Source organism: Microbacterium alkaliflavum (assembly GCF_044325405.1).
Classification (GTDB): domain Bacteria; phylum Actinomycetota; class Actinomycetes; order Actinomycetales; family Microbacteriaceae; genus Microbacterium; species Microbacterium alkaliflavum.
Map to the genome: position 1 here is coordinate 316,537 of NZ_JBIQWL010000002.1, position 25,626 is coordinate 342,162.

A 25,626-nucleotide genomic window follows, 5' to 3' on the forward strand; every position below is an offset into this window, starting at 1 on the left:
CGCCAGTTTATCGGGGTGCGACCACGCCGGCCGTGCGGATCGGCCCCGTCGCGGCGGGTGCGGTCGGCTCCGGGTTGGGATCGAACCACGTGCCGATCTCGGCCCCGCCGAGCGCCTCGTCCACGAGATCGGCGCTCGTGACGAGCACGCCGACACCGGATGCCGCAGCCAGGCGCGCGGCGGACACCTTGGTGGCCGCGCCGCCCGTGCCGACGCTGTTGACGACGACCGAGCCGAACTCGAAGCCGTGCAGGTCGTCGCCGTAGTGCACGCGGTCGATGGGGCGGGCCCCGGGCTGGTCCGGCGGACGGGTGTAGAGACTCTCGATGTCGCTGAGCAGCACGAGGGCGTCGGCGCCGATGAGTTCAGCGACGAGTGCCGCCAGCCGGTCGTTGTCGCCGAAGCGGATCTCGTGGGTCGCAACCGTGTCGTTCTCGTTGACGATCGGCAGGATGCGCAGGCCGAGCAGGCGCTCCATGGCACGACGCGCGTTGGAGCGGTGCGTGTGGTTCTCGAGGTCTCCCGCGGTGAGCAGCACCTGGCCCGCGACGATCCGGAAGGGCCGCAGCGCCTCCTGGTAGCGGTAGATGAGCACGTTCTGGCCCACGGCGGCAGCCGCCTGCTGCGTCGCGAGATCGCTGGGGCGCTCGGCGAGAGAGAGATACGGCATCCCGGTCGCGATCGCACCCGACGAGACGAGCACCACCTCAGTGCCGCGAGCGTGCGCGGATGCGAGGGCTTCGACGATCGGCTGGATGCGGCCCGCGTTCTCGCCGCTGATCGACGACGAGCCGACCTTCACGACGACGCGGCGGGCACTGCGCAGCTCCGACCGCTCGCGTACCGTCACTCGTCCTCCTCGTCGTCCCAGCCCGACTCCGCACGTCGCTCGGCCTCGAGCTCTGCCCGGGCCTCTGCCTTGGCATCCATGAGCTCGTGGTACTGCTCGCGGCGCTCCGCCGATGTGCGGCGTCCCGACCCGTCGAGGCGGGAATCGGTGCCGCGCGGGGCCGTGATGAGCTCCGCGGTCGAGGTGAGCGAGGGGTCCCAGTCGAAGACGACGCCGTCGCCCTCGCCGATGACGACGGTGGCACCGGGCGTCGCGCCCTGACGGAACAGCTCGTCTTCGACGCCGAGCTTGTTGAGCCGGTCGGCGAGGTAGCCGACGGCCTCGTCGTTCTGGAAGTCGGTCTGCTGCACCCAGCGCACCGGCTTCTCGCCCAGGATGCGGAAGATGTCGCCGTACGAGCCGCCCTCGACGCGGACGTGGAAGTCCTGATCAGCGCCCTTCGGACGGATCACGATGCGCTCGAGTGCGGGCTTGACGGCGTCTTCGGCGCGCTGGCGGGCGACGACGTCGCCCAGGGCGAAAGTGAGCGGACGCAGGCCCTCGTGGCTCACGGTGGAGATCTCGAACACGCGGAAGCCGCGGGCCTCGAGGTCGGGGCGCACGAGGTCGGCGAGGTCCTTCGCCTCCGGCACGTCGACCTTGTTCAGCGCGACGAGCTGCGGGCGCTCGAGGAGCGGCAGCTGGCCCTCGGGGACCGGGTACGCGGCGAGCTCGGCGAGGATGACGTCGAGGTCGCTGAGCGGGTCGCGGCCGGGCTCGAGCGTCGCGCAGTCCAGGACGTGCACGAGCGCCGTGCAGCGTTCGACGTGGCGAAGGAACTCGAGGCCGAGTCCCTTGCCCTCGCTCGCGCCCTCGATGAGGCCCGGCACGTCGGCCACCGTGAAGCGCACGTCGCCGGCCTGCACGACGCCGAGGTTGGGGTGCAGCGTCGTGAAGGGGTAGTCCGCGATCTTGGGCCGCGCGGCGGAGATCGCGGCGATCAGGCTCGACTTGCCGGCGGACGGGTAGCCGACGAGCGCGACGTCGGCGACCGTCTTCAGCTCGAGGAGGACATCGCCCTCCCAGCCGGGGGTGCCCAGCAGCGCGAAGCCCGGCGCCTTGCGCTTGGGCGACGAGAGGGCGGCGTTGCCGAGGCCGCCGAGGCCTCCCGGCGCGACGATGAATCGCATGCCCGGCTCGACGAGGTCGACGAGCGGCTCGCCGTCGGCGTCCTTCACGACCGTGCCGACCGGCACCGCGAGTTCGAGCCCCTCGCCGGCGGCACCCGAGCGGTTGTCGCCCATGCCGAAGCCGCCGTTGCCGGCGTGGCGGTGCGGCGAGTGGTGGTACGAGAGCAGGGTCGTGACCTGCGGGTCGGCGACGAGCACGACGTCGCCGCCGTGGCCGCCGTTGCCCCCGTCGGGGCCGGCGAGCGGCTTGAACTTCTCGCGGCGCACCGAGACGCAGCCATTGCCGCCCTTGCCCGCGCGCAGGTGCAGCGTGACTCGGTCTACGAAGGTGACCATCGCGTTCTCCTGGACTGTGCGGCGTGTGCCGGCGGAAAGGTTGGGGTGTTAAGACTGCGAGGGGCGAGCCGAAGCCCGCCCCTCGCGAAGACTGCTTGCTGAGTCGGCCTCGGCCTTACTCGGCGGCGGCGACGATGTTGACGACCTTGCGGCCGCCCTTCGTGCCGAACTCGACGGCGCCCGCCGACAGCGCGAACAGCGTGTCGTCGCCACCGCGGCCGACGTTGGCGCCGGGGTGGAAGTGCGTGCCGCGCTGGCGGACGATGATCTCGCCGGCGAGGACCTTCTGGCCGCCGAAGCGCTTCACGCCGAGGCGCTGTGCGTTGGAGTCACGACCGTTACGGGTGGAGCTTGCGCCCTTTTTGTGTGCCATCTCTGCGTCTCTTCCTGGACTTACTTGATGCCGGTGACCTTGACGCGCGTGAGGTCCTGACGGTGGCCCTGGCGCTTCTTGTAGCCGGTCTTGTTCTTGAACTTCTGGATCACGATCTTCGGACCGCGCTCCTCACCGAGCACCTCGGCGGTGACGGTCACCTTGGAGAGCTTGTCGGCGTCGGTCGTGACGGCGTCGCCGTCGACCAGGAGAACCGCGGGGAGCTCGATCTTGTCGCCGACCTTGGCCGCCTGACGGTCGAGGACGACGATCGTTCCGACCGAGACCTTCTCCTGACGGCCACCGGCGCGCACAACTGCGTAAACCACTTCACACCTGTTTCTTCTTGGAGCGCACGCGCTCGGGATGTCCTGAAAGACGCGGTGCGGATTTCTCGACGCACCAAAGGACTACTTTACCGGATGCCTCGGCAATCCCCAAAAGCGCGGCGGGGCGTGTCGCCCGGCGCGGCCCTAGGATCGGCTCGTGGCGATCCTCATCGACGATCCGCGCTGGCCCGCGCACGGCCGCCTCTGGGCGCACCTCGTCTCCGACCACGACCTCGACGAGCTGCACGCGTTCGCGGAGGCGAACGGCATCCCTCGTCGAGGATTCGATCGCGACCACTACGACGTCCCCGACGAGGCGCACGCGCGGCTCGTCGCCGCGGGTGCACTCCACGTCGACGGGCACACGCTCGTGCGCCGCCTCATCGCCTCGGGGCTGAGGATCACGGCGCGTGAGCGGCGGGCGCTTTAGCGCCCGACGGTCACGCGCCGCCTGCCCTGAGCCTGTCGAAGGGCGTGAGCGGCGGGGGCTGTAGGGCTACTCCCCCGCCGGCAGGTGCGGCACGGGGGTGCCCGTGAGCGCCGCCGTCGTCACCCGGCGACGAGCCCTGCCCTGACCCGGTGCCTTCGGCTCGGGGAGGGCGTTGAGCACCGAGTCGAGCAGCAGCTCCTTCTCGGTCCGGGGTGCCTTCGACTCGCCGCGCTTCTTGCGGGGCTTCTTGGGCCGTTCGGGGGCCGGCTCGACAGGCACCTCGACGGGTGTCTCGATCGCGTCGGCGTGCGGAGCCTCGTCGTGGTGATGGATCGTGGATGCCGCGATCTGGGCCAGAGCGGACTTCACGCCCTCGGTGATGACGTGGGTGCCGTTCGACGGGGCCGCGGGGGCTCCGCCGCGCACGGGACGCCGCGCACCCTGCGTGTTCGGGCTCGGGGCACGGTGCTTCACGACGGGGTCGTGGTGCACGATGACGCCGCGACCGGCGCACACCTCGCACGCTTCGCTGAAGGTCTCCAGCAGCCCGAGGCCCAGCTTCTTGCGCGTCATCTGCACGAGACCGAGCGAGGTGACCTCCGCGACCTGGTGCTTCGTGCGGTCGCGGCTCAGGCACTCGACGAGCCTGCGCAGCACGAGGTCGCGGTTGGACTCCAGCACCATGTCGATGAAGTCGACGACGATGATGCCGCCGATGTCGCGCAGCCGCAGCTGGCGGACGATCTCCTCGGCGGCCTCCAGGTTGTTCTTCGTGACGGTCTCTTCGAGGTTGCCGCCCGAGCCGACGAACTTGCCCGTGTTGACGTCGATGACCGTCATCGCCTCGGTGCGGTCGATGACGAGCGAGCCGCCCGAAGGCAGCCAGACCTTGCGGTCGAGCGCCTTCTCGATCTGCTCCGTGATGCGGAAGTCGTCGAAGGGGTCGCCGCCGTCGCTCTCGTAGTGCTCGACCCGCTCGAGGAGGTCGGGCGCGACGCTCGTGAGGTAGTTCGAGATCGTGTGGTGCGCGTCCTCGCCCTGGATGAGCATCTTGGAGAAGTCCTCGTTGAAGACGTCGCGGACGATCTTGACGAGGAGGTCGGGCTCGGAGTGCAGCAGCGAGGGAGCCTGGATGGTCTCGACCTGCTTGGAGATGTGCTCCCACTGGTTCGTGAGACGCTGCACGTCGCGGGTCAGCTGCTCCTCGGTCGCCCCTTCGGCCGCGGTGCGCACGATGACGCCCGACGACTCGGGGAGCACCTCCTTGAGGATGCGCTTGAGGCGCGCGCGCTCCGTGTCGGGGAGCTTGCGCGAGATGCCGTTCATGGCGCCGCCGGGGACGTACACGAGGTACCGGCCGGGGAGTGAGATCTGGCTCGTGAGGCGGGCGCCCTTGTGGCCGACGGGGTCCTTCGTGACCTGCACGAGCACCTTGTCGCCGGTCTTGAGCGCGAGCTCGATGCGGCGCGGCTGGTTGCCGGTCTCGACGGCATCCCAGTCGACCTCGCCCGAGTAGAGCACGGCGTTGCGGCCGCGGCCGATGTCGACGAAGGCGGCCTCCATGCTCGGCAGCACGTTCTGCACGCGGCCGAGATAGACGTTGCCGATCAGCGAGGCGTCCTGGTTGCGCGCCACGTAGTGCTCGACGAGCACGTTGTCCTCGAGCACGGCGATCTGGATGCGCCCGTTCTTCGAGCGCACGATCATGACGCGATCGACGGCCTCGCGGCGCGCGAGGAACTCCGCCTCGGTGACCACGGCACGACGGCGGCCGGCTTCGCGGCCGTCGCGTCGTCGCTGCTTCTTGGCCTCGAGACGAGTGGAGCCCTTGATGCGCTGGGGCTCGGTGATGAGCTCGACGGCGCGCTGGCGAGGGTGCTGCGGCTGCGGCTGGCTCTGTTCGGCACCCGAACCCGTCGAGGCATCGGATGCCTCGTCACGGCCGTCTGCGCCGCGACCGCGGCGGCGACGGCGCGCGCTCGTGCTGGTGCCTGCGGACTCGTCGGCGGTCACCGGCGGGCGTGCCTGCCCCGGTCGCGCGGGAAGGAATGTGATCTCGGGCGCGTAGAAGTGCAGCTGCGTCGACACGGTCGACACGAACACCTCGGGCAGGAGCCCGAGCGTGATGGCAGTGACGGGCTCGGGCTCGGGCGCCGCCTCCGACTCGGTCGCCGCCTCCGACCCGGTCGCCGCCTCCGACTCGGGTTGCGCCTCGGACCCTTCGGCGGGCTCGGGCGTGGCCTCGGCGGGCGCTGCGGGCGGCTCTTCGCCGCCTTCGACCTCGACGACCTCCACCGACTCGAGGACCGATTCCAGCTCTTCGCGGGCAGGCTCGGCCTGCTCCGCCGTCAGCGGTGCATCGGTCTCGGGCTGGGGGTCGAAGGGTGCGTTGTTCTCATCTGCCATCACCGGCGTACTCCCTGCGGGGCGACACCGCGCGTCGCCCGGCGAAATCTCGTGCGGCGCCGCACCTGCGGTGCCGCGAACTCACTCGGTCTGCAGCGGGACTCGGCTCATCGGCGGGGCCTCACGCTGCGAAGGGCTCTCTTCGCCCTGAAGTCTTCTGTGATGCGGTGGCGGCGCGGCCGCGACGCATCGACGACCATTATCGCACTTTCACCCGCCGATTGCTCGGCGGCACGACCTGACAGCTTCTGCACGGGTCGCGGTCGGCGCATCCTCATGACCTCGATGCCATAATCCGAGTCATGTCTTCGCCCCCGTCGCGCACCCGCCCCACCGTCATGGCCGTCTGGCTCGTGATCGCGGGTGTCATCGGCTGGTGGGCGGCGTTCTCGCTCACGATGGAGAAGTTCCACGCGCTCAGCAACCCCGGCGAGGGCGCCTCGTGCGACTTCAGCCCGCTCGTGCAGTGCAGCAAGAACCTGGGGTCGTGGCAGGGCAGCGTCTTCGGGTTCCCCAACCCGATCCTGGGGCTCACCGGCTGGGTCGCGCCGATCGTCGTCGGCATGGCGATCCTCGCCGGCGCCCGCTTCGCGCGGTGGTTCTGGTTCTTGTTCTGGGCCGGCATCGCGTTCGCGTTCGGCTTCGTCATCTGGCTCATCAGCCAGAGCATCTTCGTGCTCGGCACCCTGTGCCCGTGGTGCATGGTGACGTGGGCGGTCACGATCCCGACGTTCTACGTCGTGACGATCCACCTGTTCCGCGCCGGCATCCTCCCCGTCTCGGCGCGCGCCCGTGGTCGCGCGGACAAGCTCATGGGCTGGGTGCCCCTGATGGCGATCGGGAGCTACGCGATCATCGCCGTCATCGCGCAGGTGCGACTGGACGTCCTCGGCGCCCTCTTCTGACGCCCAGCGCGCAACCTGTCAGCCGAACCAGATCTCCAGCTCGCGAGCGGCCGACTCCGGACTGTCCGAGCCGTGCACGAGGTTCTGCTGCACCTTGAGGCCCCAGTCGCGGCCGAGATCGCCGCGGATGGTGCCCGGCGCGGCGGTCGTCGGGTCGGTCGTGCCCGCGAGGGCGCGGAAGCCCTCGATGACGCGGTTGCCCGCGAGGCGGATCGCGACCGAGGGGCCGGAGAGCATGAACTCCACGAGCGGCTCGTAGAACGGCTTGCCCTCGTGCTCGGCGTAGTGCTTCTCGAGCTTCTCGCGGTCGGGCTCGACGAGGCGGATGTCGACGAGCGAGTAGCCTTTCGCCTCGATCCGGGCGAGGATCTGCCCGGTCAGTCCACGGGCGACGCCGTCGGGCTTGACGAGGACGAGTGTTTCTTCGGTGGCCAATTCAGTCTCCGTTCGCGGTCTCGGCCTCGGCGGCCAATCGGGCGTTGCGCCTGTCGAGCGACGCCCCCTTGATCGTGGCATACGCCCACATGCCGCCGAAAATCAGCCCGACGATCCCGAGGGCCGGGAGCAGGAAGGTGCCGAGCAGGAGCAGCGCCTGCAGCGCCCAGCCCACGACGATCGCCCAGCGATGGCGCAGCATTCCGGCCGTCAGGAGCATGAGCACGGCGAGCACCGTGCCGGCCACGACGCCCCACCAGGGCTCGATGGTCTCGGGGAGCGCCTTCAGCCCGTAGACGGCCAGGCCGCCCAGGAACACGACGATCGACTCGAACACGAGCACGATCGATCCGAGCGACTCGGCGGCGCCTCGCGCGCGCCGCGGTCGGCCCGCGGGAGCCGGGGAGGGAGTCGTCACTCCTGCCACCCCGACTTCCAGTCCTCCGCGGCGGCGAGGGCGAGCGCCTCCCCTGCGAGCACGACCGAGCCGGCGATCACGACGGCACGACGGTCGGATGCGGCAGCCCATTCGCGTGCGGCCTCGGCGGCATCGGAGACGTCGCGGTGCACCGTGACTGGGAGGTCGGCGAGCTCGGCGAGATCGGCGATGCGGTCGGCATCGTTGGCGCGGTCGGAGTCCGGCGCCGTCGCGAAGACATGGCTCGCGACCGGCGCGAGCGCCGAGACGATGCCGGCGGCATCCTTGTCGGCGAGGATCCCGAGCACGATCCCCCACTCGTCGAAGTCGAACGAGTCGCGGAGGGCATCGACGAGCGCCCGGGCGCCATGCGGGTTGTGCGCGGCATCCACGAGCACCGTGGGGTTCGTCCCGACGAGCTGGAGCCGCCCGGGCGAGGTGGCCTGGCTGAGCCCCTCGGCGAGCACGTCGCCCGTGATCGGCTGCGAGGCGCCGCCGATGAGCGACTCCACCGCGGCGATCGCGAGTGCGGCGTTGAAGCCCTGGTGCGCGCCGTAGAGCGGGAGGTACTCGTCCCGGTACGTCCCGGCTAGCCCGCGGACGGTGATCTGCTGGCCGCCGACCGCCAGTCGGCCCTCCGCGAGCGCGAAGTCCTGGCCCTCGAACGCGATCGTCGCGCCCTTCTCGGCGGCCGCCGCGCGCAGCACGGCCTCGGCGGAGGCATCCTGTCGCGACGAGACGACCGCGGCGCCGTCTTTGATGATGCCGGCCTTCACCGACGCGATCTCGGCGATCGTCTCGCCCAGGCGGTCGGCGTGGTCGAGATCGATCGGGGCGATCACCGCGACGTCGCCGTCTGCGGTGTTGGTCGAGTCCCACGACCCGCCCATGCCGACCTCGATCACCGCGACGTCGACGGGGGCGTCGGCGAACGCGACGAACGCGAGTACCGTCAGCAGCTCGAAGAACGTCAGCGGCGCATCGCCGGCGGCGGCGAGTTCCGCATCGACGAGCCCGATGAAGGGCTCGACCTCGTCCCAGGCGTCGGCGATCGCGGCGTCGTCGATCGGGGCGCCGTCGATCATGACCCGCTCGGTGAACCGCTCGAGATGCGGGCTCGTGAACAGGCCCGTGCGCAGGCCGTGGGCCCGCACGAGGCTCTCGATCATGCGGCTCGTCGAGGTCTTGCCGTTCGTGCCGGTGACGTGCACGACGCGGTACGTGCGCTGCGGGTCGTCGAGCAGCTCGAGCACGCGGCGCGTGCGCTCGACCCGCGGCTGCACCCACCGCTCCCCCTGCCGCTCGAGCAGCGCCGCATAGACGGCGTCGGCGCGATCGCGATCACTCATGCTCATGCCTCGACCTTCGTCACGGCGACGTGGAAGCCGCCCTTGTTCGCGTATGCCCCGGCCTTCACATGCCCGACATGGTCGGGCTCGGCGCCGAACACGATCGAGTGCCACACGTCAGGCGTCGAGTCGGCCGGGATGTGCACGCCGTGTCCGTCCACGAGCACGGCGTGCTCGACGGCGAGCGTCTCGCCATCGACATCCGCGACCTCGAAGGCCGATGACACGGCGTTCGCGTCGTCGTGGCTCGAGAAGAGCAGCTGCAGACGGATGCGGTCGCTGACGTCGAAGCCGGCGGCCTTGCGGGTGTCCTGCACGGCGCGGATGATGTCGCGCGCGAGCCCTTCGGCCTCGAGCTCCGGCGTCGTCGTCGTGTCGAGCAGCACGAATCCCCCGCCGGCGAGGAGCGCGAGCGCCTCCCCCTCGGGGCGCCCCGACGTCTCGAGCACGAGCTCGTACTCGGCGGGCTCGAGGTCGATGCCGCCCGCCGTCACGACGCCGGCCGATTCGCTCCAGTCGCCGGCCTTCGCGGCCTGGATGACCTGCTGCACCTGCTTGCCGAGGCGGGGCCCTGCGGCCCGGGCGTTGACCGACAGCCGGTTCGTGATGCCGTACTCCTGCGCGGTCGTCTCGCCGAGCTCGACGAGCTCGACCGTCTTGACGTTGAGCTCCTCGCGCAGGATGTCCTCGAACTGGGCGAGGGACGCGGCATCCGCAACCACGACAGTGAGGCGCGGAAGCGGGAGCCGCACGCGCTTGCCCACCTTCTTGCGGAGGGCATTGGCGACGCTCGACACCTGGCGGACGGCGTCCATCGCCGAGCGGATGTCGTCGGCCGCGGGGAACGCGTCGGCGTCGGGCCAGTCCTCCAGGTGCACGCTGCGGCCTCCCGTGAGACCCTGCCACACGCGCTCGGAGATGAGCGGGATGAGCGGGGCCGCGACGCGCGTGAGCGTCTCGAGCACCGTGTAGAGCGTGTCGAAGGCCTCGGTGCCGCCGTCGACCCCGACCCAGAATCGGTCGCGCGAGCGGCGGATGTACCAGTTGGTCAGCGCCTCGGCGAAGTCGCGGAGCTTGGCCGCGGCCATCGTCGAGTCGAGCACCTCGAGGTCGGCGGCGACGTCGCGCACGAGGTCGCCCGTGAGAGCGAGGATGTAGCGGTCGAGCACGTCGGTCGAGGCGGTGGACCAGGATGCCTCGTACCCTGTGACGGTCCCTGAGCCTGTCGAAGGGCCCCCGGCCGCATTCGCGTAGGTCGCGAAGAAGTACCACGCGTTCCACAGCGGCAGGAGGAACTCGCGCACGCCGGCGCGGATGCCCTCCTCCGTCACGACGAGGTTGCCGCCCCGCAGGACGCTCGACGACATGAGGAACCAGCGCATCGCGTCGGACCCGTCGCGGTCGAAGACCTCGCTCACGTCGGGGTAGTTGCGCAGCGACTTCGACATCTTCTGCCCGTCGCTGCCGAGAACGATGCCGTGGCACGAGACGCCCGTGAAGGCGGGGCGGTCGAACAGCGCCGTCGAGAGCACATGCATGAGGTAGAACCAGCCGCGCGTCTGACCGATGTACTCGACGATGAAGTCGGCGGGCGAGTGCTCGTCGAACCACTCTTGGTTCTCGAACGGGTAGTGCACCTGCGCGAAGGGCATCGAGCCGGAGTCGAACCACACGTCGAGCACGTCCTCGATGCGGCGCATCGTGCTCTGGCCCGTCGGGTCGTCGGGGTTCGGACGGGTCAGGTCGTCGATGTACGGCCGGTGCAGGTCGACCTGGCCTTCCGTGTTGCGCGGCAGGCGGCCGAAGTCGCGCTCGAGGTCGGCGAGCGATCCGTAGGCGTCGACGCGCGGGTAGGCGGGGTCGTCGCTCTTCCAGATCGGGATCGGCGAGCCCCAGTACCGGTTGCGGCTGATGGACCAGTCGCGCGCGCCCTCGAGCCACTTGCCGAACTGGCCGTGCTTGACGTTCTCGGGCACCCACGTGATCTGCTCGTTGTTCGCGAGCATGCGGTCCTTGAAGTCGGTGACGCGCACGAACCAGCTCGAGACCGCCTTGTAGATGAGGGGGTTCCGGCAGCGCCAGCAGTGCGGATACGAGTGCTCGTAGCTCGCTTCGCGCAGCAGGCGCGCCTCCTGACGGAGCACGCGGATGAGCGGGCGGTTCGCGTCCATCCAGAGCTCGCCCGCGACGTCGGTGACCTGGGGCAGGAAGCGCCCGCCGTCGTCGAGGCTCATGATGAGCGGGATGCCTGCCGCCTCCGTCACGCGCTGGTCGTCCTCGCCGTACGCCGGCGCCTGGTGCACGATGCCGGTGCCGTCCGCCGTCGTGACGTAGTCGTCGACGAGGATGCGCCACGCGTTCTCGGTGCCCCACGTCGCGGGATCCGCGTAGTAGTCGAAGAGGCGGTCGTAGTGCACGCCCTGCAGTTCGCTGCCGAGGACGGTCTGCACGACCGCGTCCTTCGCGGCTTCCGCCGACTCGTAGCCGAGGTCCTTCGCGTAGCCGGCGAGGAGGTCCTGCGCGAGCAGATAGCGGTGCGCCGTCGCCTCGAGCGGGTCGTCGCCGGGGTGGATGTCGGCGGCGCCGTTCGGGCCGCCGGGCACGACGACGTAGGTGATGTCGGGTCCGACGGCGAGGGCGAGGTTCGTCGGGAGCGTCCACGGTGTCGTCGTCCACGCGAGCGCACGCACGGCGGTCAGGCCGAGCGCCTCGGCCTTGGCGCCGGTGAGCGGGAACGTCACGGTGACCGACGGGTCCTGGCGCATCTTGTAGACGTCGTCGTCCATGCGCAGCTCGTGGCTCGACAGAGGGGTCTCGTCGCGCCAGCAGTACGGCAGCACCCGGTAGCCCTCGTAGGCGAGGCCCTTGTCGTACAGCGTCTTGAACGCCCAGAGCACCGACTCCATGTAGTTCGTGTCGAGCGTCTTGTAGCCGCGCTCGAAGTCGACCCATCGCGCCTGGCGGGTGACGTAGTCCTGCCACTGCTGCGTGTATTCGAGCACCGACTCGCGTGCCTTCGCGTTGAAGGTCGCGACGCCCATGGCCTCGATCTCGTCCTTCTCGGTGATGCCGAGCTGCTTCATCGCCTCGAGCTCGGCGGGCAGGCCGTGCGTGTCCCAGCCGAAGACGCGGTCGACCTTCTTGCCGCGCATCGTCTGGAAGCGCGGGAAGAGGTCCTTCGCGTAGCCGGTCAGGAGGTGCCCATAGTGCGGGAGCCCGTTCGCGAACGGCGGGCCGTCGTAGAAGACCCACTCCTCGGCGCCCTCGCGGTTCGCGATGGAGGCGCGGAAGGTGTCGTCGCGCTCCCAGAACGCGAGCGTGTCGCGCTCGATCTCGGGGAATCGAGGGCTGGGCACGATGGGCGCGGCGCCGTCTGCGGCCGGGCCGAATGCGGAAGGGCGGGGGTACGTCATGTCGTCTCGCAGGGTCTCGTCTCATCGGCTTCTGCCGGGACGACGCCTCCTGGACTGCTGACCAGGCGCACCGCGGTACCACCCTGCATTGACCCCGCTGAGAAGGCCCGCTCTCACTGCGGCTGTCACGGGCCTGACCCGCTCGGTTCTAGTGGGGACCGGAGTCCTGTTCTTCCGAGAGCTCCCCGGTGATGGCCGGATCGACGCTGGTTGAGCGAGTCTACCCGCCGGGATCCGATATTCTCCTTTCAGGAGCGTATGGGAGCGCTCCCATTTCGAGAGGCAGACATGCACGACGCCGTGCCCGTGGTCAGTCGCCGCACCTTCCTCGCTCTCGCAGGAGGTGCGTGCCTCACCGCGGCCCTCGCCGCCTGCGCGCCGGGAGGAGGGCCGACACCCACCCCGACCTGGATGCCGCCCGCGGGTCCGATGTTGTTCCCACGCGACTTCGTGTGGGGCGCCGCGACAAGCGCGTATCAGGTCGAGGGCTCTGTCGCCGCCGACGGGCGCGCGCCGTCGGTGTGGGACACCTTCGCCGCCCGACCCGGCGTGATCAAGGACGGCTCCACAGGCGACCCGGCTGCCGACCAGTACGTGCGGTACGAGGAGGACATCGCGCTCATGGCGGGCCTCGGCCTCGGTGCCTACCGGTTCTCACTGGCCTGGCCGCGCATCCAGCCCACCGGGTCGGGACGCGCCAACGCCGTCGCGCTCGACCACTACCGCCGGATGATCGACGCCCTCGCCGACAAGGGCATCCGCAGCGCCGTCACGCTCTTCCACTGGGACCTTCCGCAAGCGGTTCAGGATGCCGGCGGCTGGGCCGAGCGCGACACCGCCGCGCGTTTCGCCGACTACGCGGAGCTCTGCTTCGACGCGTTCCGAGACGTCGACATCGACTGGATGACCCTCAACGAGCCGAAGACCCACGCCTTCGTCGGGCACTGGTACGGCGCGCACGCGCCGGGCCTGCGGGATCCCGACATCGCCGCGGCCGCGGTGCACCACCAGCTCCTCGCCCACGGCCTGGCAGTCGAGCGCTTCCGCGCGGGTGGCGCCGCCGGGCGCATCGGGGTCGCCCTCAACCTGATCCCGGTCTATCCGGCCGATCCCTCATACGCCGATGGCGTCGATCCGCTCGATGCGAGGGAGAACCGGCTGTTCCTGGACCCTGTGCTGCGCGGGACGTACCCGGAAGAGGCGATCGGCACGCTCCCCGGGCAGCTGCCTGCCGATCCGGATGCCTTCGCCGCGCTGCAGCGCGACGGCGACCTGGGGACGATCTCCACGCCGATCGACTTCCTCGCCGTGCAGTACTACGGCGTGACAGGCGTCGACGGCTCCGGCAACGAGACGCAGATCGCGCCGACCTCCGCCGCCTCCTGGCAGCAGATCCGGCCCGAGGGACTCTACGACCTCCTCATCCGGCTCGTGCGCGACTACCCCGCGGTGCCGCTGCTGGTCACGGAGAACGGCATCCCGGACCCGAGTTCCCACGTGACCGTCGACGACCCGCATCGCATCGACTTCCTCCGCGCGCACTTCCAGCAGGCCGCGCGAGCGATCGGCGAGGGCGTCCCGCTCGAGGGGTACTACGTCTGGTCTCTGCTCGACAACTTCGAGTGGGCGGAGGGGTATCAGCAGCGCTGGGGCCTCGTCGCGGTCGACTTCGAGACGCAGGAACGCATCCCCAAGGCCAGCGCGGACTGGTTCGCGTCCGTCATCGCGGCGAACGCCGTGTCGTCCGCCTGAGCGGAGTTGCTGGACCCGATCCAGCAACGTCGGCGCGGTGGCAGGATGGATGCCCGTGACAACTGCAGCACCCGCCACGCCGTCGCCCACCGCCTCCCCCACGCGCCGCGTCGCCTGGGCGTCGATGGTCGGGACGTCCCTGGAGTCGTTCGACTTCTACGTCTTCGCCTACTTCGCCGCGTTCTTCGTCGGACCCCTCTTCTTCGACCCGCTCGGACCGTTCGGCGAGACGCTCGCGGCGTTCTCCACGATCGCACTCGCGTTCGTCGTGCGGCCGATCGGCGCGGCCCTCTTCGGCCACATGGGCGACCGCCTCGGCCGCCGCGCGACCCTCCTGTGGACCGTCGGCATCATGGGCGTCGCGACGGGCCTCATCGGCGTGCTGCCGACCTACGCGCAGGCCGGCTGGCTCGGCGCGATCCTCCTCGTGCTGCTTCGCATCGCGCAGGGCCTGTCGCTAGGCGGCGAGTGGGGCGGCTCGATCCTGCTCGCGACCGAGCACTCGGGGCCCGTCAAGCGCGCGTTCTACGCGGCGATCCCGCAGCTCGGTTCGCCCGTCGGCTCGATCCTCTCGGCCTCCGTCTTCATCGTCATGACGATCGCGCTCCCCGCCGACCAGCTCGCGGAATGGGGATGGCGCATCCCGTTCCTCCTCGCCTTCCCGCTGCTGCTCGTGTCGTTGTACCTGCGGTGGTCGATCGACGAGACGCCCGTCTTCGAGCACGTCCTGGCCGAAGGGCGCCGCGACCGCCTGCCCTTCGCGACGATGTTCCGCCAGCGCCCCGTCGCGCTTCTCATCGCGATCGGCGCGGCGCTGCTCGGCATCGGCTCGTACTCGCTCATGAACACGTACACGATCAACTACGGCGTGGAACAGCTGGGCTTCAGCTTCCAGGACCTCCTCGTCGCCACGACGATCGGCGCGCTGCTGCAGCTGGTCACGATCCCGCTGTTCGGAGTGTGGGCGTCGCGCATCGGCTCGGCGCAGGTCGTCGCGTGGGGCGCGCTGGGCACGCTCCTCATCGCATTCCCGATGTACTGGCTGCTGCAGTTCGCGACCTTCCCGATCCTCGTCGCGACGATGATCATCGGCGGGATCCTTCCGACGATGTCGTGGGCGGCGCTCGGCGGGCTCATGAACGATCTCTTCCCCGACCACTTCCGCTACTCGGCGCTCTCGGTCGCGTACGCGATCGCCGCGACCGTGAGCGGATTCGTGCCGCTCGTGACGGTCGCACTCGGCGGCGCGACGGACTTCGCCTGGTGGCATCCGGGAATCGTGCTCGCGCTCCTCTCGGCGGTGACGCTCGTCTCGGCCTGGGCCGCTGCGCGTCGACGCCCCGAGCCCGAGGAGGGCTGAATGCCGCGCGCGCAGGGCCCGCTCCCCCCGCGCGTCTCGGCTCCCGATCTGCCTCCCGGTCTGGAGACGGCCCGCGGGCTTTCCCGGAACGCGGACCTCGTGGGCGCCCGCATCGTCGACCTCGAGACGGAGACGGATGCCGCACACGCCCGCCTCGAAGAGTGCGCCGTTGCCGAGGCATCCGTGTCGCGCCTCGACGTGACGGGCGCGACGCTGACCGACGTCGACGTGACCGGCCTGCGCGCGACGGAGCTCGTGGCCCGCAACGCACGCTGGCGCTCCGTGCGGCTCGCGGGCGGCCGCGTCGGCACCTTCGACCTCTCCGGTGCAGAGCTCGACGGCGTCGAGCTGCGCGGGCTGCGCGTCGACTACCTCTCGCTGCGGGGCGCGACGGCGTCCGACATCCTGATCGCCGACTGCACCGTCGGCACGCTCGACCTGCCCCTCGCGACGCTGACACGCGTGCGCTTCGAGGCCTCGCGCGCCGACGAGGTCGATTCCGGCGGACTGCGCGCCGAGCACCTCGACCTCCGCGGCCTGGAGGCCCTGTCGTTCACGGCCCCCGACACGCTGCGCGGCGCGACGATGTCGCTGCACCAGGTGGAGGCGCTGGCGGTCGGCCTCGCCCGCGCCGCGGGGATCGACGTCCGCGACTGATCCCCCGCGCCCTCGACCTCCGCTGAACGGAGGGGCAAGGGCAGGCGGAGGGTCTCTGAGTACGAGAAGCCCCTCCTGTCCGCTGACGCCCGCCGCTGAGCGGAGGTTCGGAGCGGCTCACGCCGCGCGGTGAAGCCCACGCGCGATGGCTCCGGTGATGAGGGCCTGTACACCGGGCCAATCGTTGATGACCTGGTGGTACCCGACCCGGATCACGTGGTAGCCGCCGAGCATCAGTTGAGCATCGTGCGTGATATCGGACGTGCGTTGAGGACCGACGTGATGGCCACCATCGATCTGCAGCACGAGGCGGTCGCCGATGAGGAAATCCACCCGGTGCCCCAGGATCCACGCCTGGGAGACGATCCGCAGGCCCAGCCAGCGCAGCCTCGGCCCGACGATCGTCTCCAGTCCCGAGTCCGCGAACGGATTGGCGATGTCGAGCAGCATTTGAGCTTCGGCGGGGAGAGGAAGGAGGCGCATCGCTGCCGGATCGACCAACCCCTGTCGCAGAGCGGACTCCCAGATGGCGAGCGCCGTCTCTTGAGGCTGACACAATGCGACGAGGGCCAGGACGTTCTCGATCTGATCCTCGAGGGCGTCGGGACTCCGCGGGACGACGGGATGCCGCCAGTGGACCACTGTCGACGCCGCGACCGAAACGCGCCCCGCATGGGGTCGCGCAGCGACGTGGGCTGGTTCGTCCTTGGGCAGGACCCACAGGCCGCGGCGCTTGGCCTGAGTGACGCACGAGAGCAGGACGCCTGTTCTCGCCGCCGACCTCAGGAGCGGGTCCGCGTCGGGGAGCGCGACCCAGCGCCGCCGCAGGCGGACGACGTTGCCCTCCGCGACCGCCTTCTCGACCAGGTGGGGTCGCACATGGCGTGCAGTCAAGGTGGAGCTGAGGACGACGCCTCCGTATGACTTGACGAGCTCGACGACGTCCATGGTGAGAGCGTGTCAGGGCGCCGTTCTGAGCGCCGACGCGGATCGCAGTCTGGGGATGGCTGGCGGCGACGCCCACCCTGGGGAGGACCTGGCAGCCTCGTGGACGGCGCGGCGCAGCATCCCCAATCACCCCCTCCGCTTGCCGGAGGGTCTCGGCGCGCGGGAGGGCGCAACGCGCGTCGTGCCACCCTCCCCAGCCCTCAGCACCTCCGCTGGGCGGAGGGCCACACCGAACGCGAGGCAGGCCACCGGCACGAGCCGAGGGGACCGGATGCCTCACCCCGGCGCCCGCCCGGTAGAATCGAGCGACTTCCCACACTCAGGCACGCTCACACAGTGCCGCACATATCGCACAAGGAGACCCCCATGGCCGACGCGCAGATTCCCGACAAGCCCGCCCTCGAGGGTCTCGAAGACAAGTGGGATGCCGCGTGGACCGCGCAGGGCACATACCTGTTCGACCGCGCCAAGGCCGCCGAGGTCGGCCGCGGAGGGATCTACTCCGTCGACACTCCCCCGCCGACCGCGTCGGGGAGCCTGCACATCGGCCACGTGTTCAGCTACACGCACACCGACGTCAAGGTGCGCTACGAGCGCATGCGCGGCAAGACCGTGTTCTACCCGATGGGCTGGGACGACAACGGCCTGCCGACCGAGCGCCGCGTGCAGAACTACTACGGCGTGCGCTGCGACCCGAGCCTGCCCTACGTGGCCGACTTCGCGCCTCCGTACGAGGGCGGCGACAACAAGAGCAGCAAGGCCGCCGACCAGGTGCCGATCAGCCGCCGCAACTTCATCGAGCTGTGCGAGAAGCTCACCGTCGAGGACGAGAAGCACTTCGAGGAGCTGTGGCGCAAGCTCGGCCTGAGCGTCGACTGGACCCAGACGTACCGCACGATCTCCGACGAGACGATCCGCACGAGCCAGCTGGCGTTCCTCAAGAACCTCGAGCGCGGCGAGGCGTACCAGTCCCTCGCCCCGACGCTGTGGGACATCGACTTCCGCTCGGCCATCGCGCAGGCGGAGCTCGAAGACCGTGAGCAGCCGGCCGCGTACCACCGCGTCGCCTTCCACAAGACAGACGGCTCGGGCGACGTGCACATCGAGACGACGCGTCCCGAGCTGCTCGCAGCGTGTGTCGCGCTGGTGGCGCACCCCGACGACCCGCGCTACCAGCCGATGTTCGGCTCCACCGTGCGCACGCCGATCTTCGACGTCGAGGTGCCCGTGCTCGCGCACCCGCTCGCGCAGCAGGACAAGGGCTCGGGCATCGCGATGATCTGCACGTTCGGCGATGTCACCGACATCATCTGGTGGCGCGAGCTCGACCTCCCGAACCGCACGATCCTCGGGCAGGACGGCCGCGTCATCGCCGAGGCGCCTGAGGCTCTGACGAGCCAGAAGGCGAAGGATGCCTACGCCGAGCTCGCCGGCAAGACCGTGTTCAGCGCCAAGAAGCGCATCGTCGAGCTCCTGCAGGAGTCGGGCGAACTCATCGGCGACCCCAAGCCCTTCACGCACCCCGTGAAGTTCTACGAGAAGGGCGACCGCCCGCTCGAGATCGTCTCGACGCGTCAGTGGTACCTGCGCAACGGCGCCCGCGACGAGGCCCTGCGCGACAACCTCATCGAGCTCGGCCGTGAGATCTCGTGGCATCCCGACTTCATGCGAGTGCGCTTCGAGAACTGGACCAACGGCCTGACCGGCGACTGGCTCGTGAGCCGCCAGCGGTTCTTCGGCGTGCCGATCCCCGTCTGGTACGGCCTCGACGAGAACGGCGACCGCGACTACGACACCGTGCTCATCCCGAGCCACGACCGCCTTCCCGTCGACCCGACGACCGACGTGCCCGACGGCTACTCTGCCGACCAGCGCGGCGTGCCCGGCGGATTCGTCGGCGAGAGCGACATCTTCGACACGTGGGCGACCTCGTCGCTGACGCCGCAGCTGGCGGGCGGCTGGGAGCGCGACCCGGAGCTGTGGAGCCTCGTCGCACCGTTCGACCTGCGTCCGCAGGGCCAGGACATCATCCGCACGTGGCTGTTCTCGACCCTTCTGCGCAGCGCGCTCGAAGACAGCCGCGCGCCGTGGTCCGACGCCGCGATCTCGGGCTTCATCGTCGACCCCGACCGCAAGAAGATGTCGAAGTCGAAGGGCAACGTCGTGACGCCCGCCGACATCCTCGTGCAGCACGGCTCCGACGCCGTGCGCTACTGGGCCGCGTCGAGCCGTCTCGGCACCGACGCCGCGTTCGACCCGCAGAACCCGACGCAGATCAAGATCGGCCGACGCCTCGCGATCAAGGTGCTCAACGCCGCGAAGTTCGTGCTGTCGTTCCCCGTGCCCGAGGGCGCCGAGGTGACGCATGCGCTCGACGCGTCGATGCTCGCGACGCTCGACGGCGTCGTGCGCGACGCGACGAAGGCTCTCGAGGCCTACGACCACGCGCGGGCGCTCGAGATCTCCGAGTCGTTCTTCTGGACGTTCTGCGACGACTACCTCGAGCTCGTCAAGGAGCGCGCCTACAACCAGACCGACGTCGGTCAGGCCTCGGCGGCCCTTGCGCTGCACATCGCGCTCGAGACGCTCCTGCGCCTGTTCGCCCCCGTCCTGTCGTTCGCGGCCGAGGAGTCGTGGTCGTGGTTCCACGACGGCTCCGTCCACACGGCGGCATGGCCTGAGCCGCTCGGCATCGAGGGCGACCCCGCCGTGCTCGTCGCGGCGAGCGAGGCGCTCGTCGGCATCCGTCGCGCCAAGACCGAGGCGAAGGCCTCGCAGAAGACGCCCGTCGCACGCGTCACGATCGCCGCCTCCGAGGCGTCCCTGGCGGCGCTCCGCCTCGCCGAGGGCGACCTCAAGGCCGTCGGACGTATCGCCGAGATCGAGTACGCGGATGCCGAGGCCACCGCGGTCTCCGACATCGAGCTCGCTCCTGTGGAGGTCTGACATGCAGCTCGGAACGCGCTGGACGTCGGGCGACGAACCGCCCAAGGCCGTGCCCGCGGCTCTCGCCGTCGGCATCCACCAGGTCGACGAGGCGACACCCGCCGACGAGCTCGGCCAGCCGCGCCCGCGGTGGACGCTCACGTGGCTCGAGGGCCGGCCCATCGCGGAGCTCGACACGGGCGTCATCGTGACGCTCGACGCCGAGGGTGCCGTCGTCGTGACCCACGACGACGACACGGGCTTCGGCGGCCACTGACACCGAGACGCTCGGCAGCCATCGATGCGACCCGGGCTTCGGCGGCCACCGACCGAGGCCCCGATAGGCTCGGCGGCATGGTGTCCGAGAACCCGCTGCTGACCCCGAGCACGCTCCCCTACCGCCTTCCCGACTACGCCGCGATCCGTCCGGAGCACTACCTTCCGGCGTTCGAGCACGCGTTCGCCGAGCACAAGGCCGAGATCTCGGCCATCACGCGCGCACGGTCGATGCCGACGTTCGAGAACACGATGGTGCCGCTCGAGGAGAGCGGCCGCCTCCTCGGCGAGGTCTCCCGCGCGTTCTACACCGTCTCGTCTGCCGACGCGACGCCCGAGATCCAGGAGATCGAGGAGACGCTCGCGCCGCTGAGTTCCGCCCACTACGACTCCATCCAGCTCGATGCCCAGCTGTACTGGCGCATCAAGACGCTGCACGACCAGCTCGATCAGCTCGAGCTCGATCCCGAGCAGCGGTACCTCGTCGAGCGGCACTATACGGAGAAGACGCAGGCCGGCGCGGGGCTCGACGACGCGTCCAAGGCGCGGCTCACCGAGATCAACCAGCGACTCTCGACGCTGACGACGACGTTCGAGAAGAACCTGCTCAACGACACCAACGACCTCGCGGTCGTCTTCGAGTCGGCAGAGGAGCTCGACGGACTCAGCGAGGGCGAGCTGTCGGCCGCGGCGCAGGCCGCCTCCGATCGCGGGCTCGACGGGTCGTACCTCGTCACACTCACCCTGTTCACGGGCCACCCCTACCTCGCGAGCCTCACCAACCGGTCGAGCCGCAAGCGCATCCTGGATGCCTCGCGCGCACGCGGGTCGCGCGGCAACGCGTACGACAACCGCGACGTGCTCGTCGAGATCGTCCGGCTGCGCGCCGAGCGCGCGGCGCTGCTGGGGTTCGCGTCGCACGCGGCGTTCGTGACGGCCGATGAGACGGCGGGCTCCCCCGAGGCCGTGCATGCCCTCCTCCGCGACCTCGCGGCACCTTCGGCGCGCAACGCGCGCCGCGAGCAGGAGGCGCTGCAGGCGATCATCGACACCGAGGACGCCTCTTTCCCGCTCGAAGCGCACGACTGGGCGTTCTACACCGAGAAGGTGCGGCAGGCCGAGTTCGCGCTCGACCGCGCCGCACTGCGGCCCTGGTTCGAGGCGGAGCGCGTGCTGCAGGACGGCGTCTTCCACTCCGCGAGCGAGCTCTACGGCATCACCTTCACCGAGCGCGCCGACCTCGTCGCGTACCACCCCGACGCCCGCGTCTTCGAGGTGCACAACCCCGACGGCTCCGCGCTCGGCCTGTTCATCCTCGACCTCTACACGCGCGACACGAAGCGCGGCGGCGCGTGGATGAACTCGATCGTCTCGCAGTCGCGGCTGCGCGGCACGAGCCCGGTCGTCGTCAACAACCTCAATGTGCCCAAGCCGGCGCCCGGCAAGCCGACACTCCTGAGCCTCGACGAGGTCACGACGCTGTTCCACGAATTCGGGCACGCGCTGCACGGCCTGTTCGCCACCGTGACCTATCCGCACTTCGCAGGCACGGCGGTCTTCCGCGACTTCGTCGAGTTCCCCAGCCAGGTCAACGAGATGTGGATCTACTGGCCCGAGGTGCTGGCGAAGTACGCGCGCCACATCGACACCGGCGAGCCGCTCCCTTCCGAGGTCGTCGAGAAGCTCGACGCCTCGGAGACGTTCAACCAGGGCTTCGCGACGAGCGAATACCTCGCCGCCTCCTGGCTCGACCAGGCGTGGCACTCGCTCACGTCGGAGGAGTCCGCCACCGCGGTCGACGTGGCTGCGTTCGAGGCATCCGCACTCGCCGACATCGGTCTCGACAACCCCGTCGTGCCCACCCGCTACTCGTCGACGTACTTCGCCCACGTCTTCTCGGGCGGCTACAGCGCGGGCTACTACTCCTACATCTGGAGCGAGGTGCTCGACGCCGACACGGTGGAGTGGTTCCGTGCGAACGGCGGCTTGAACCGCGACAACGGGCAGCGGTTCCGTGATCGGCTGCTCGGGGTGGGCGGCTCGAAGGACCCGCTGGAGGCCTATCGCGACTTCCGCGGGCGGGATGCCGAGATCGCGCCGCTGCTGAAGCGTCGCGGCCTCGCGGCCTGAGCAGACGGACTGGACGATGGCGAAGCCTCTCGAACAGAACATGGGCGACGACGCCATGCGCGCCGCGACGGGTCGCGACCACGCCGAGTGGCACGCTCTGCTCGATGGCGCAGGCGCCAAGGGATGGTCGCACGCCGAGACGGCCCGGTGGCTGACCGAAGAGCAGGGCGTGGCCGCTTGGTGGGCGCAGGGCGTGACGATCGGCTATGAGCAGGCGCGCAAGGGGCGGATTCCCGGCCAGCGAGCCGACGGCACGTTCTCGACGCAGAAGGCGAAGACGATCCCGGGTCAGCGGCTCGACGCGCTGGCGGCCGTCGGTGCGGCGCTCACGGCGCGGTATGGCGAGCCGTCCGGGCAGAACCTCGCGGCGGCGCTGCCGATCATGCGCTGGCGGCTCGCCGACGGCACGCGCCTCTCGGCGTCGGCCGGCCCCGAGAATGCGTCCGGGACGCCGATCACCATCGCACAGGAGAAGCTGCCCGATCAGGCGACGGCGGAGGCCGCGAAGGCGGCATTCAGTGAGCTGCTCGAGGAGATCGCCCGGCGCTGAGGCCCAGCCGACTCAGGCCAGCACGCCGATCTCCCGCGCGAACAACCGCACACGCTCGGCCATCGCGTGCGGCACCTCGGCGATGGCGAAGTGTCCGCCCTCGTCGAGCCGCTCGAAGATGCGCAGGTCGCGATAGAACGAGCGTGCGAGGGATTCGGGATAGTCGCCCTCGTGCGTCTGGATGAACACGGCTGCGGGCACGTCGACCGACGGTATGGAGTCGGGTTGGTCTGCGTCCTCGTAGTACGGACGGAACGACGTGCCGATCGTCTCGGTGACCCAGTAGAGCGTGGCCTCCGTCAGGATGCGGTCGCGCGAGATGCGTCGTTCCACCGCAGGGGGATCCCCCGCCGGCGTGTCGCTCCACTCCACGAGCTTCTCGGCGAGCCAAGCGACCAGGCCCGCGGGCGAGTCGTCGAGTGCCGCCGCGAGGGTGTCGGGACGGGTCCCCTGGATGTGGCCGTAGGCGCCGTTCGGATCATGGGCCGCCGCGAGCCGCGCGAAGAAGGCGACCTGATCCGGCTCGGTGAGCAGTTCGCGCTCGGCCATCGTCGGGAAGTGCGCGTGGGTCGCGACGATGCCGAGCACGTGATCGCCGTGCGTCGCGGCGATGAGGTCGCTGACATTGGCCGAGACGTCTTCGCCGTACGTGACGTACGACTCGTAGCCCAGGACCTCGGTCATGAGCACGTGCATCGTGTGGGCGAGAAGCGTCTCGGTGATCGGCCGGGCGGCGTACGGCGTCGAGAACGCGAATCCGGGGAAGCTCGGCACGACCACGTGGAAGTCGGGCAGCAGATCGGCGAAATCGAGCTGCAGGGCGAATGTGTGCGGCCAGCCGTGCATGACGAGGAGGGCGGGGGCCGCGGCATCCATCGACCGCAGATGTGCGAAGTGCACCGTCGCGCCGTCGATGTCGGCGAGGAACTGCGGGTGCGCGTTGAGCCACCGCTCGCGCGCTCGCCAGTCGAACTCCTGCCACGACGCGACCAGATCCGCGAGGTACGCGGAGGACATGCCCGACGCCGGGCGGCGCGGCGAATCGGGGAGGACCCGCGCGCGGGCCAGGCGCAGCCGCAGATCGTCGAGCACGGTGTCGGCGACGTCGATCGAGAAGGGCGTGGGGGTCATGGCGCCCACGCTAGAGACCCCCTCCGACACGGAGGGGCGCCAGGGTCAGGCGCTCTTGCGCTTGTGCCGAAGCACGAGGGTCGGTGCGGCGCCCTCCTCGACGGAGGCGCGCGTCACGATGACCTTGTCGACGTCTTCCTGCGAGGGGATCTCGAACATGATCGGGCCGAGCACGTCTTCGAGGATCGCGCGGAGTCCGCGGGCACCGGTCTTGCGCAGCACCGCGAGGTCGGCGATCGCCTCGAGTGCGTCGCGCTCGAACTCGAGCTCCACACCGTCGAGCTCGAACATTCGCTGGTACTGCTTGACCAGCGCGTTCTTCGGCTCGATGAGGATCTCCATGAGGGCCTCGCGGTCGAGCGGGGACACGGATGCCACGACAGGCAGTCGTCCGATGAACTCGGGGATGAGCCCGAACTTGTGCAGGTCTTCCGGCTGCACCTCGCTGAACAGGTCGAGGTCTTTGCCCTTGTCGTGCAGCGGTGCGCCGAAGCCGATCCCGTGCTTGCCGACGCGCGTCGACACGATGTCCTCCAGGCCCGCGAACGCGCCGGCGACGATGAACAGGACGTTCGTCGTGTCGATCTGGATGAACTCCTGGTGCGGGTGCTTGCGGCCGCCCTGCGGCGGAACCGACGCCACCGTGCCCTCGAGGATCTTGAGGAGCGCCTGCTGCACGCCCTCACCCGAGACGTCGCGCGTGATCGAGGGGTTCTCGGCCTTGCGGGCGATCTTGTCGACCTCGTCGATGTAGATGATGCCGGTCTCGGCGCGCTTCGTGTCGAAGTCGGCGGCCTGGATGAGCTTGAGGAGGATGTTCTCGACGTCTTCGCCGACGTAGCCCGCCTCGGTCAGCGCCGTGGCATCCGCGACCGCGAACGGGACGTTGAGACGCTTCGCGAGCGTCTGCGCGAGATAGGTCTTGCCGCAGCCGGTCGGGCCGATGAGCAGGATGTTGCTCTTGGCGATCTCGACCTCGTCGGCGCGCTGCTCGGCGGGCTGGAGCGTGCCGTGGGCGCGGATGCGCTTGTAGTGGTTGTAGACGGCGACGGACAGCGCGCGCTTGGCCGCATCCTGCCCGACGACGTACTCCTCGAGGAAGGAGAAGATCTCACGCGGCTTGGGGAGGTCGAAGTCGGAGACGACGCCCGCGCCCTGCTCGGCGGCGCGCTCTTCGATGATCTCGTTGCACAGTTCGACGCACTCGTCGCAGATGTAGACGCCCGGGCCCGCGATGAGCTGCTGCACCTGCTTCTGGCTCTTCCCGCAGAAGGAGCACTTGAACAGGTCGGCACTCTCACCGATGCGGGCCATGAGGCTCCTCCTCTTCGCGGGCCGGCCTGCCTGCCGGTTGATGTCGAGCCTAACCGCTGCGACGGACAAGCGGCGGGATTGCTACGCGCAATGTGGATGCCGATGGATGCCTGTCCGCTGCGGGCGGAACACCCGGAACGCCGGAGCCCCGCCGACCCGGAAGGGTCGGC

21 protein-coding genes are annotated in these 25,626 nt (G+C 70.0%); 9 read left to right on the forward strand and 12 right to left on the reverse strand.

Annotated elements, in window-relative coordinates:
- Positions 1-7: 7 nt before the first annotated feature.
- The 4 genes from proB to rplU all read right to left on the reverse strand — a co-directional run bounded on the left by proB (position 8) and on the right by rplU (position 3,057).
- The gene (gene proB / locus ACH3VR_RS06460) at positions 8-850 is read right to left on the reverse strand and encodes a glutamate 5-kinase (protein WP_396639938.1); all 843 of its coding nucleotides are present in this window, start codon (positions 848-850) and stop codon (positions 8-10) included.
- A complete protein-coding gene (gene obgE, locus ACH3VR_RS06465; protein WP_396639939.1) occupies positions 847-2,355 on the reverse strand; it encodes a GTPase ObgE in 1,509 nt (502 codons plus the stop codon). The genes proB and obgE overlap by 4 nt, the downstream gene beginning before the upstream one ends.
- A 115-nt stretch (positions 2,356-2,470) precedes the next feature.
- Entirely contained in the window at positions 2,471-2,728 is a 258-nt protein-coding gene (rpmA, locus tag ACH3VR_RS06470; RefSeq protein WP_396639940.1) for a 50S ribosomal protein L27, read from the reverse strand.
- Between the two features lie 20 nt (positions 2,729-2,748).
- Positions 2,749-3,057 carry a 50S ribosomal protein L21 gene (rplU, locus tag ACH3VR_RS06475; protein ID WP_396639941.1) on the reverse strand — a complete coding sequence of 103 codons (309 nt, stop codon included), beginning with the start codon at positions 3,055-3,057 and terminating at the stop codon, positions 2,749-2,751.
- A gap of 157 nt (positions 3,058-3,214) precedes the next feature.
- Here rplU and ACH3VR_RS06480 point away from each other — a divergent pair, with 157 nt between their 5' ends.
- The gene (locus ACH3VR_RS06480; RefSeq protein ID WP_396639942.1) at positions 3,215-3,487 is read left to right on the forward strand and encodes a DUF4031 domain-containing protein; all 273 of its coding nucleotides are present in this window, start codon (positions 3,215-3,217) and stop codon (positions 3,485-3,487) included.
- 66 nt (positions 3,488-3,553) lie between these two features.
- On the opposite strand, the gene ACH3VR_RS06485 is transcribed toward ACH3VR_RS06480, so the two are convergent.
- A complete protein-coding gene (locus ACH3VR_RS06485; protein WP_396639943.1) occupies positions 3,554-5,893 on the reverse strand; it encodes an Rne/Rng family ribonuclease in 2,340 nt (779 codons plus the stop codon).
- 302 nt (positions 5,894-6,195) lie between these two features.
- Between ACH3VR_RS06485 and ACH3VR_RS06490 the strand changes: the two genes are divergently transcribed.
- A complete protein-coding gene (locus tag ACH3VR_RS06490; protein WP_396639944.1) occupies positions 6,196-6,798 on the forward strand; it encodes a vitamin K epoxide reductase family protein in 603 nt (200 codons plus the stop codon).
- Between the two features lie 18 nt (positions 6,799-6,816).
- Here ACH3VR_RS06490 and ndk read toward each other — a convergent pair whose 3' ends face one another.
- The 4 genes from ndk to ileS are packed head-to-tail and all read right to left on the reverse strand — an operon-like array spanning position 6,817 to position 12,413.
- Positions 6,817-7,233 carry a nucleoside-diphosphate kinase gene (gene ndk, locus ACH3VR_RS06495; RefSeq protein ID WP_396639945.1) on the reverse strand — a complete coding sequence of 139 codons (417 nt, stop codon included), beginning with the start codon at positions 7,231-7,233 and terminating at the stop codon, positions 6,817-6,819.
- A gap of 1 nt (position 7,234) precedes the next feature.
- Complete coding sequence (locus ACH3VR_RS06500; protein ID WP_396639946.1) at positions 7,235-7,651, reverse strand: DUF4233 domain-containing protein; 417 nt, start codon at positions 7,649-7,651, stop codon at positions 7,235-7,237.
- On the reverse strand, positions 7,648-9,000 hold the full coding sequence (locus tag ACH3VR_RS06505; RefSeq protein WP_396640452.1) for a bifunctional folylpolyglutamate synthase/dihydrofolate synthase: 1,353 nt from the start codon (positions 8,998-9,000) through the stop codon (positions 7,648-7,650). The genes ACH3VR_RS06500 and ACH3VR_RS06505 overlap by 4 nt, the downstream gene beginning before the upstream one ends.
- A gap of 2 nt (positions 9,001-9,002) precedes the next feature.
- Positions 9,003-12,413, reverse strand: coding sequence for an isoleucine--tRNA ligase (gene ileS / locus ACH3VR_RS06510; RefSeq protein ID WP_396639947.1), 3,411 nt, complete (start codon positions 12,411-12,413; stop codon positions 9,003-9,005).
- Between the two features lie 288 nt (positions 12,414-12,701).
- Here ileS and ACH3VR_RS06515 point away from each other — a divergent pair, with 288 nt between their 5' ends.
- The 3 genes from ACH3VR_RS06515 to ACH3VR_RS06525 are packed head-to-tail and all read left to right on the forward strand — an operon-like array spanning position 12,702 to position 16,182.
- Positions 12,702-14,165 (forward strand): GH1 family beta-glucosidase, encoded by a 1,464-nt coding sequence (locus tag ACH3VR_RS06515; RefSeq protein WP_396639948.1) that lies wholly within the window; start codon positions 12,702-12,704, stop codon positions 14,163-14,165.
- Positions 14,166-14,220: 55 nt separating this feature from the next.
- On the forward strand, positions 14,221-15,525 hold the full coding sequence (locus ACH3VR_RS06520) for an MFS transporter (protein WP_396639949.1): 1,305 nt from the start codon (positions 14,221-14,223) through the stop codon (positions 15,523-15,525).
- On the forward strand, positions 15,526-16,182 hold the full coding sequence (locus tag ACH3VR_RS06525) for a pentapeptide repeat-containing protein (RefSeq protein WP_396639950.1): 657 nt from the start codon (positions 15,526-15,528) through the stop codon (positions 16,180-16,182). It begins immediately after the preceding gene.
- A 117-nt stretch (positions 16,183-16,299) separates the two neighbouring features.
- On the opposite strand, the gene ACH3VR_RS06530 is transcribed toward ACH3VR_RS06525, so the two are convergent.
- Complete coding sequence (locus ACH3VR_RS06530) at positions 16,300-17,130, reverse strand: endonuclease domain-containing protein (protein WP_396639951.1); 831 nt, start codon at positions 17,128-17,130, stop codon at positions 16,300-16,302.
- Positions 17,131-17,496: 366 nt separating this feature from the next.
- Between ACH3VR_RS06530 and valS the strand changes: the two genes are divergently transcribed.
- From valS to ACH3VR_RS06550, 4 genes are all read left to right on the forward strand, one after another.
- A complete protein-coding gene (gene valS, locus ACH3VR_RS06535) occupies positions 17,497-20,076 on the forward strand; it encodes a valine--tRNA ligase (protein ID WP_396639952.1) in 2,580 nt (859 codons plus the stop codon).
- A gap of 1 nt (position 20,077) precedes the next feature.
- The gene (locus ACH3VR_RS06540) at positions 20,078-20,332 is read left to right on the forward strand and encodes a hypothetical protein (RefSeq protein ID WP_396639953.1); all 255 of its coding nucleotides are present in this window, start codon (positions 20,078-20,080) and stop codon (positions 20,330-20,332) included.
- A 77-nt stretch (positions 20,333-20,409) separates the two neighbouring features.
- Positions 20,410-22,461 (forward strand): M3 family metallopeptidase, encoded by a 2,052-nt coding sequence (locus ACH3VR_RS06545; protein WP_396639954.1) that lies wholly within the window; start codon positions 20,410-20,412, stop codon positions 22,459-22,461.
- 16 nt (positions 22,462-22,477) lie between these two features.
- Positions 22,478-23,011, forward strand: coding sequence for a hypothetical protein (locus tag ACH3VR_RS06550; protein ID WP_396639955.1), 534 nt, complete (start codon positions 22,478-22,480; stop codon positions 23,009-23,011).
- A 12-nt stretch (positions 23,012-23,023) separates the two neighbouring features.
- On the opposite strand, the gene ACH3VR_RS06555 is transcribed toward ACH3VR_RS06550, so the two are convergent.
- Positions 23,024-24,142, reverse strand: a complete 1,119-nt coding sequence (locus tag ACH3VR_RS06555) for an epoxide hydrolase family protein (RefSeq protein ID WP_396639956.1) — start codon at positions 24,140-24,142, stop codon at positions 23,024-23,026.
- A 45-nt stretch (positions 24,143-24,187) separates the two neighbouring features.
- Positions 24,188-25,456, reverse strand: a complete 1,269-nt coding sequence (gene clpX, locus ACH3VR_RS06560; RefSeq protein ID WP_396639957.1) for an ATP-dependent Clp protease ATP-binding subunit ClpX — start codon at positions 25,454-25,456, stop codon at positions 24,188-24,190.
- Between the last annotated feature and the right edge of the window lie 170 nt (positions 25,457-25,626).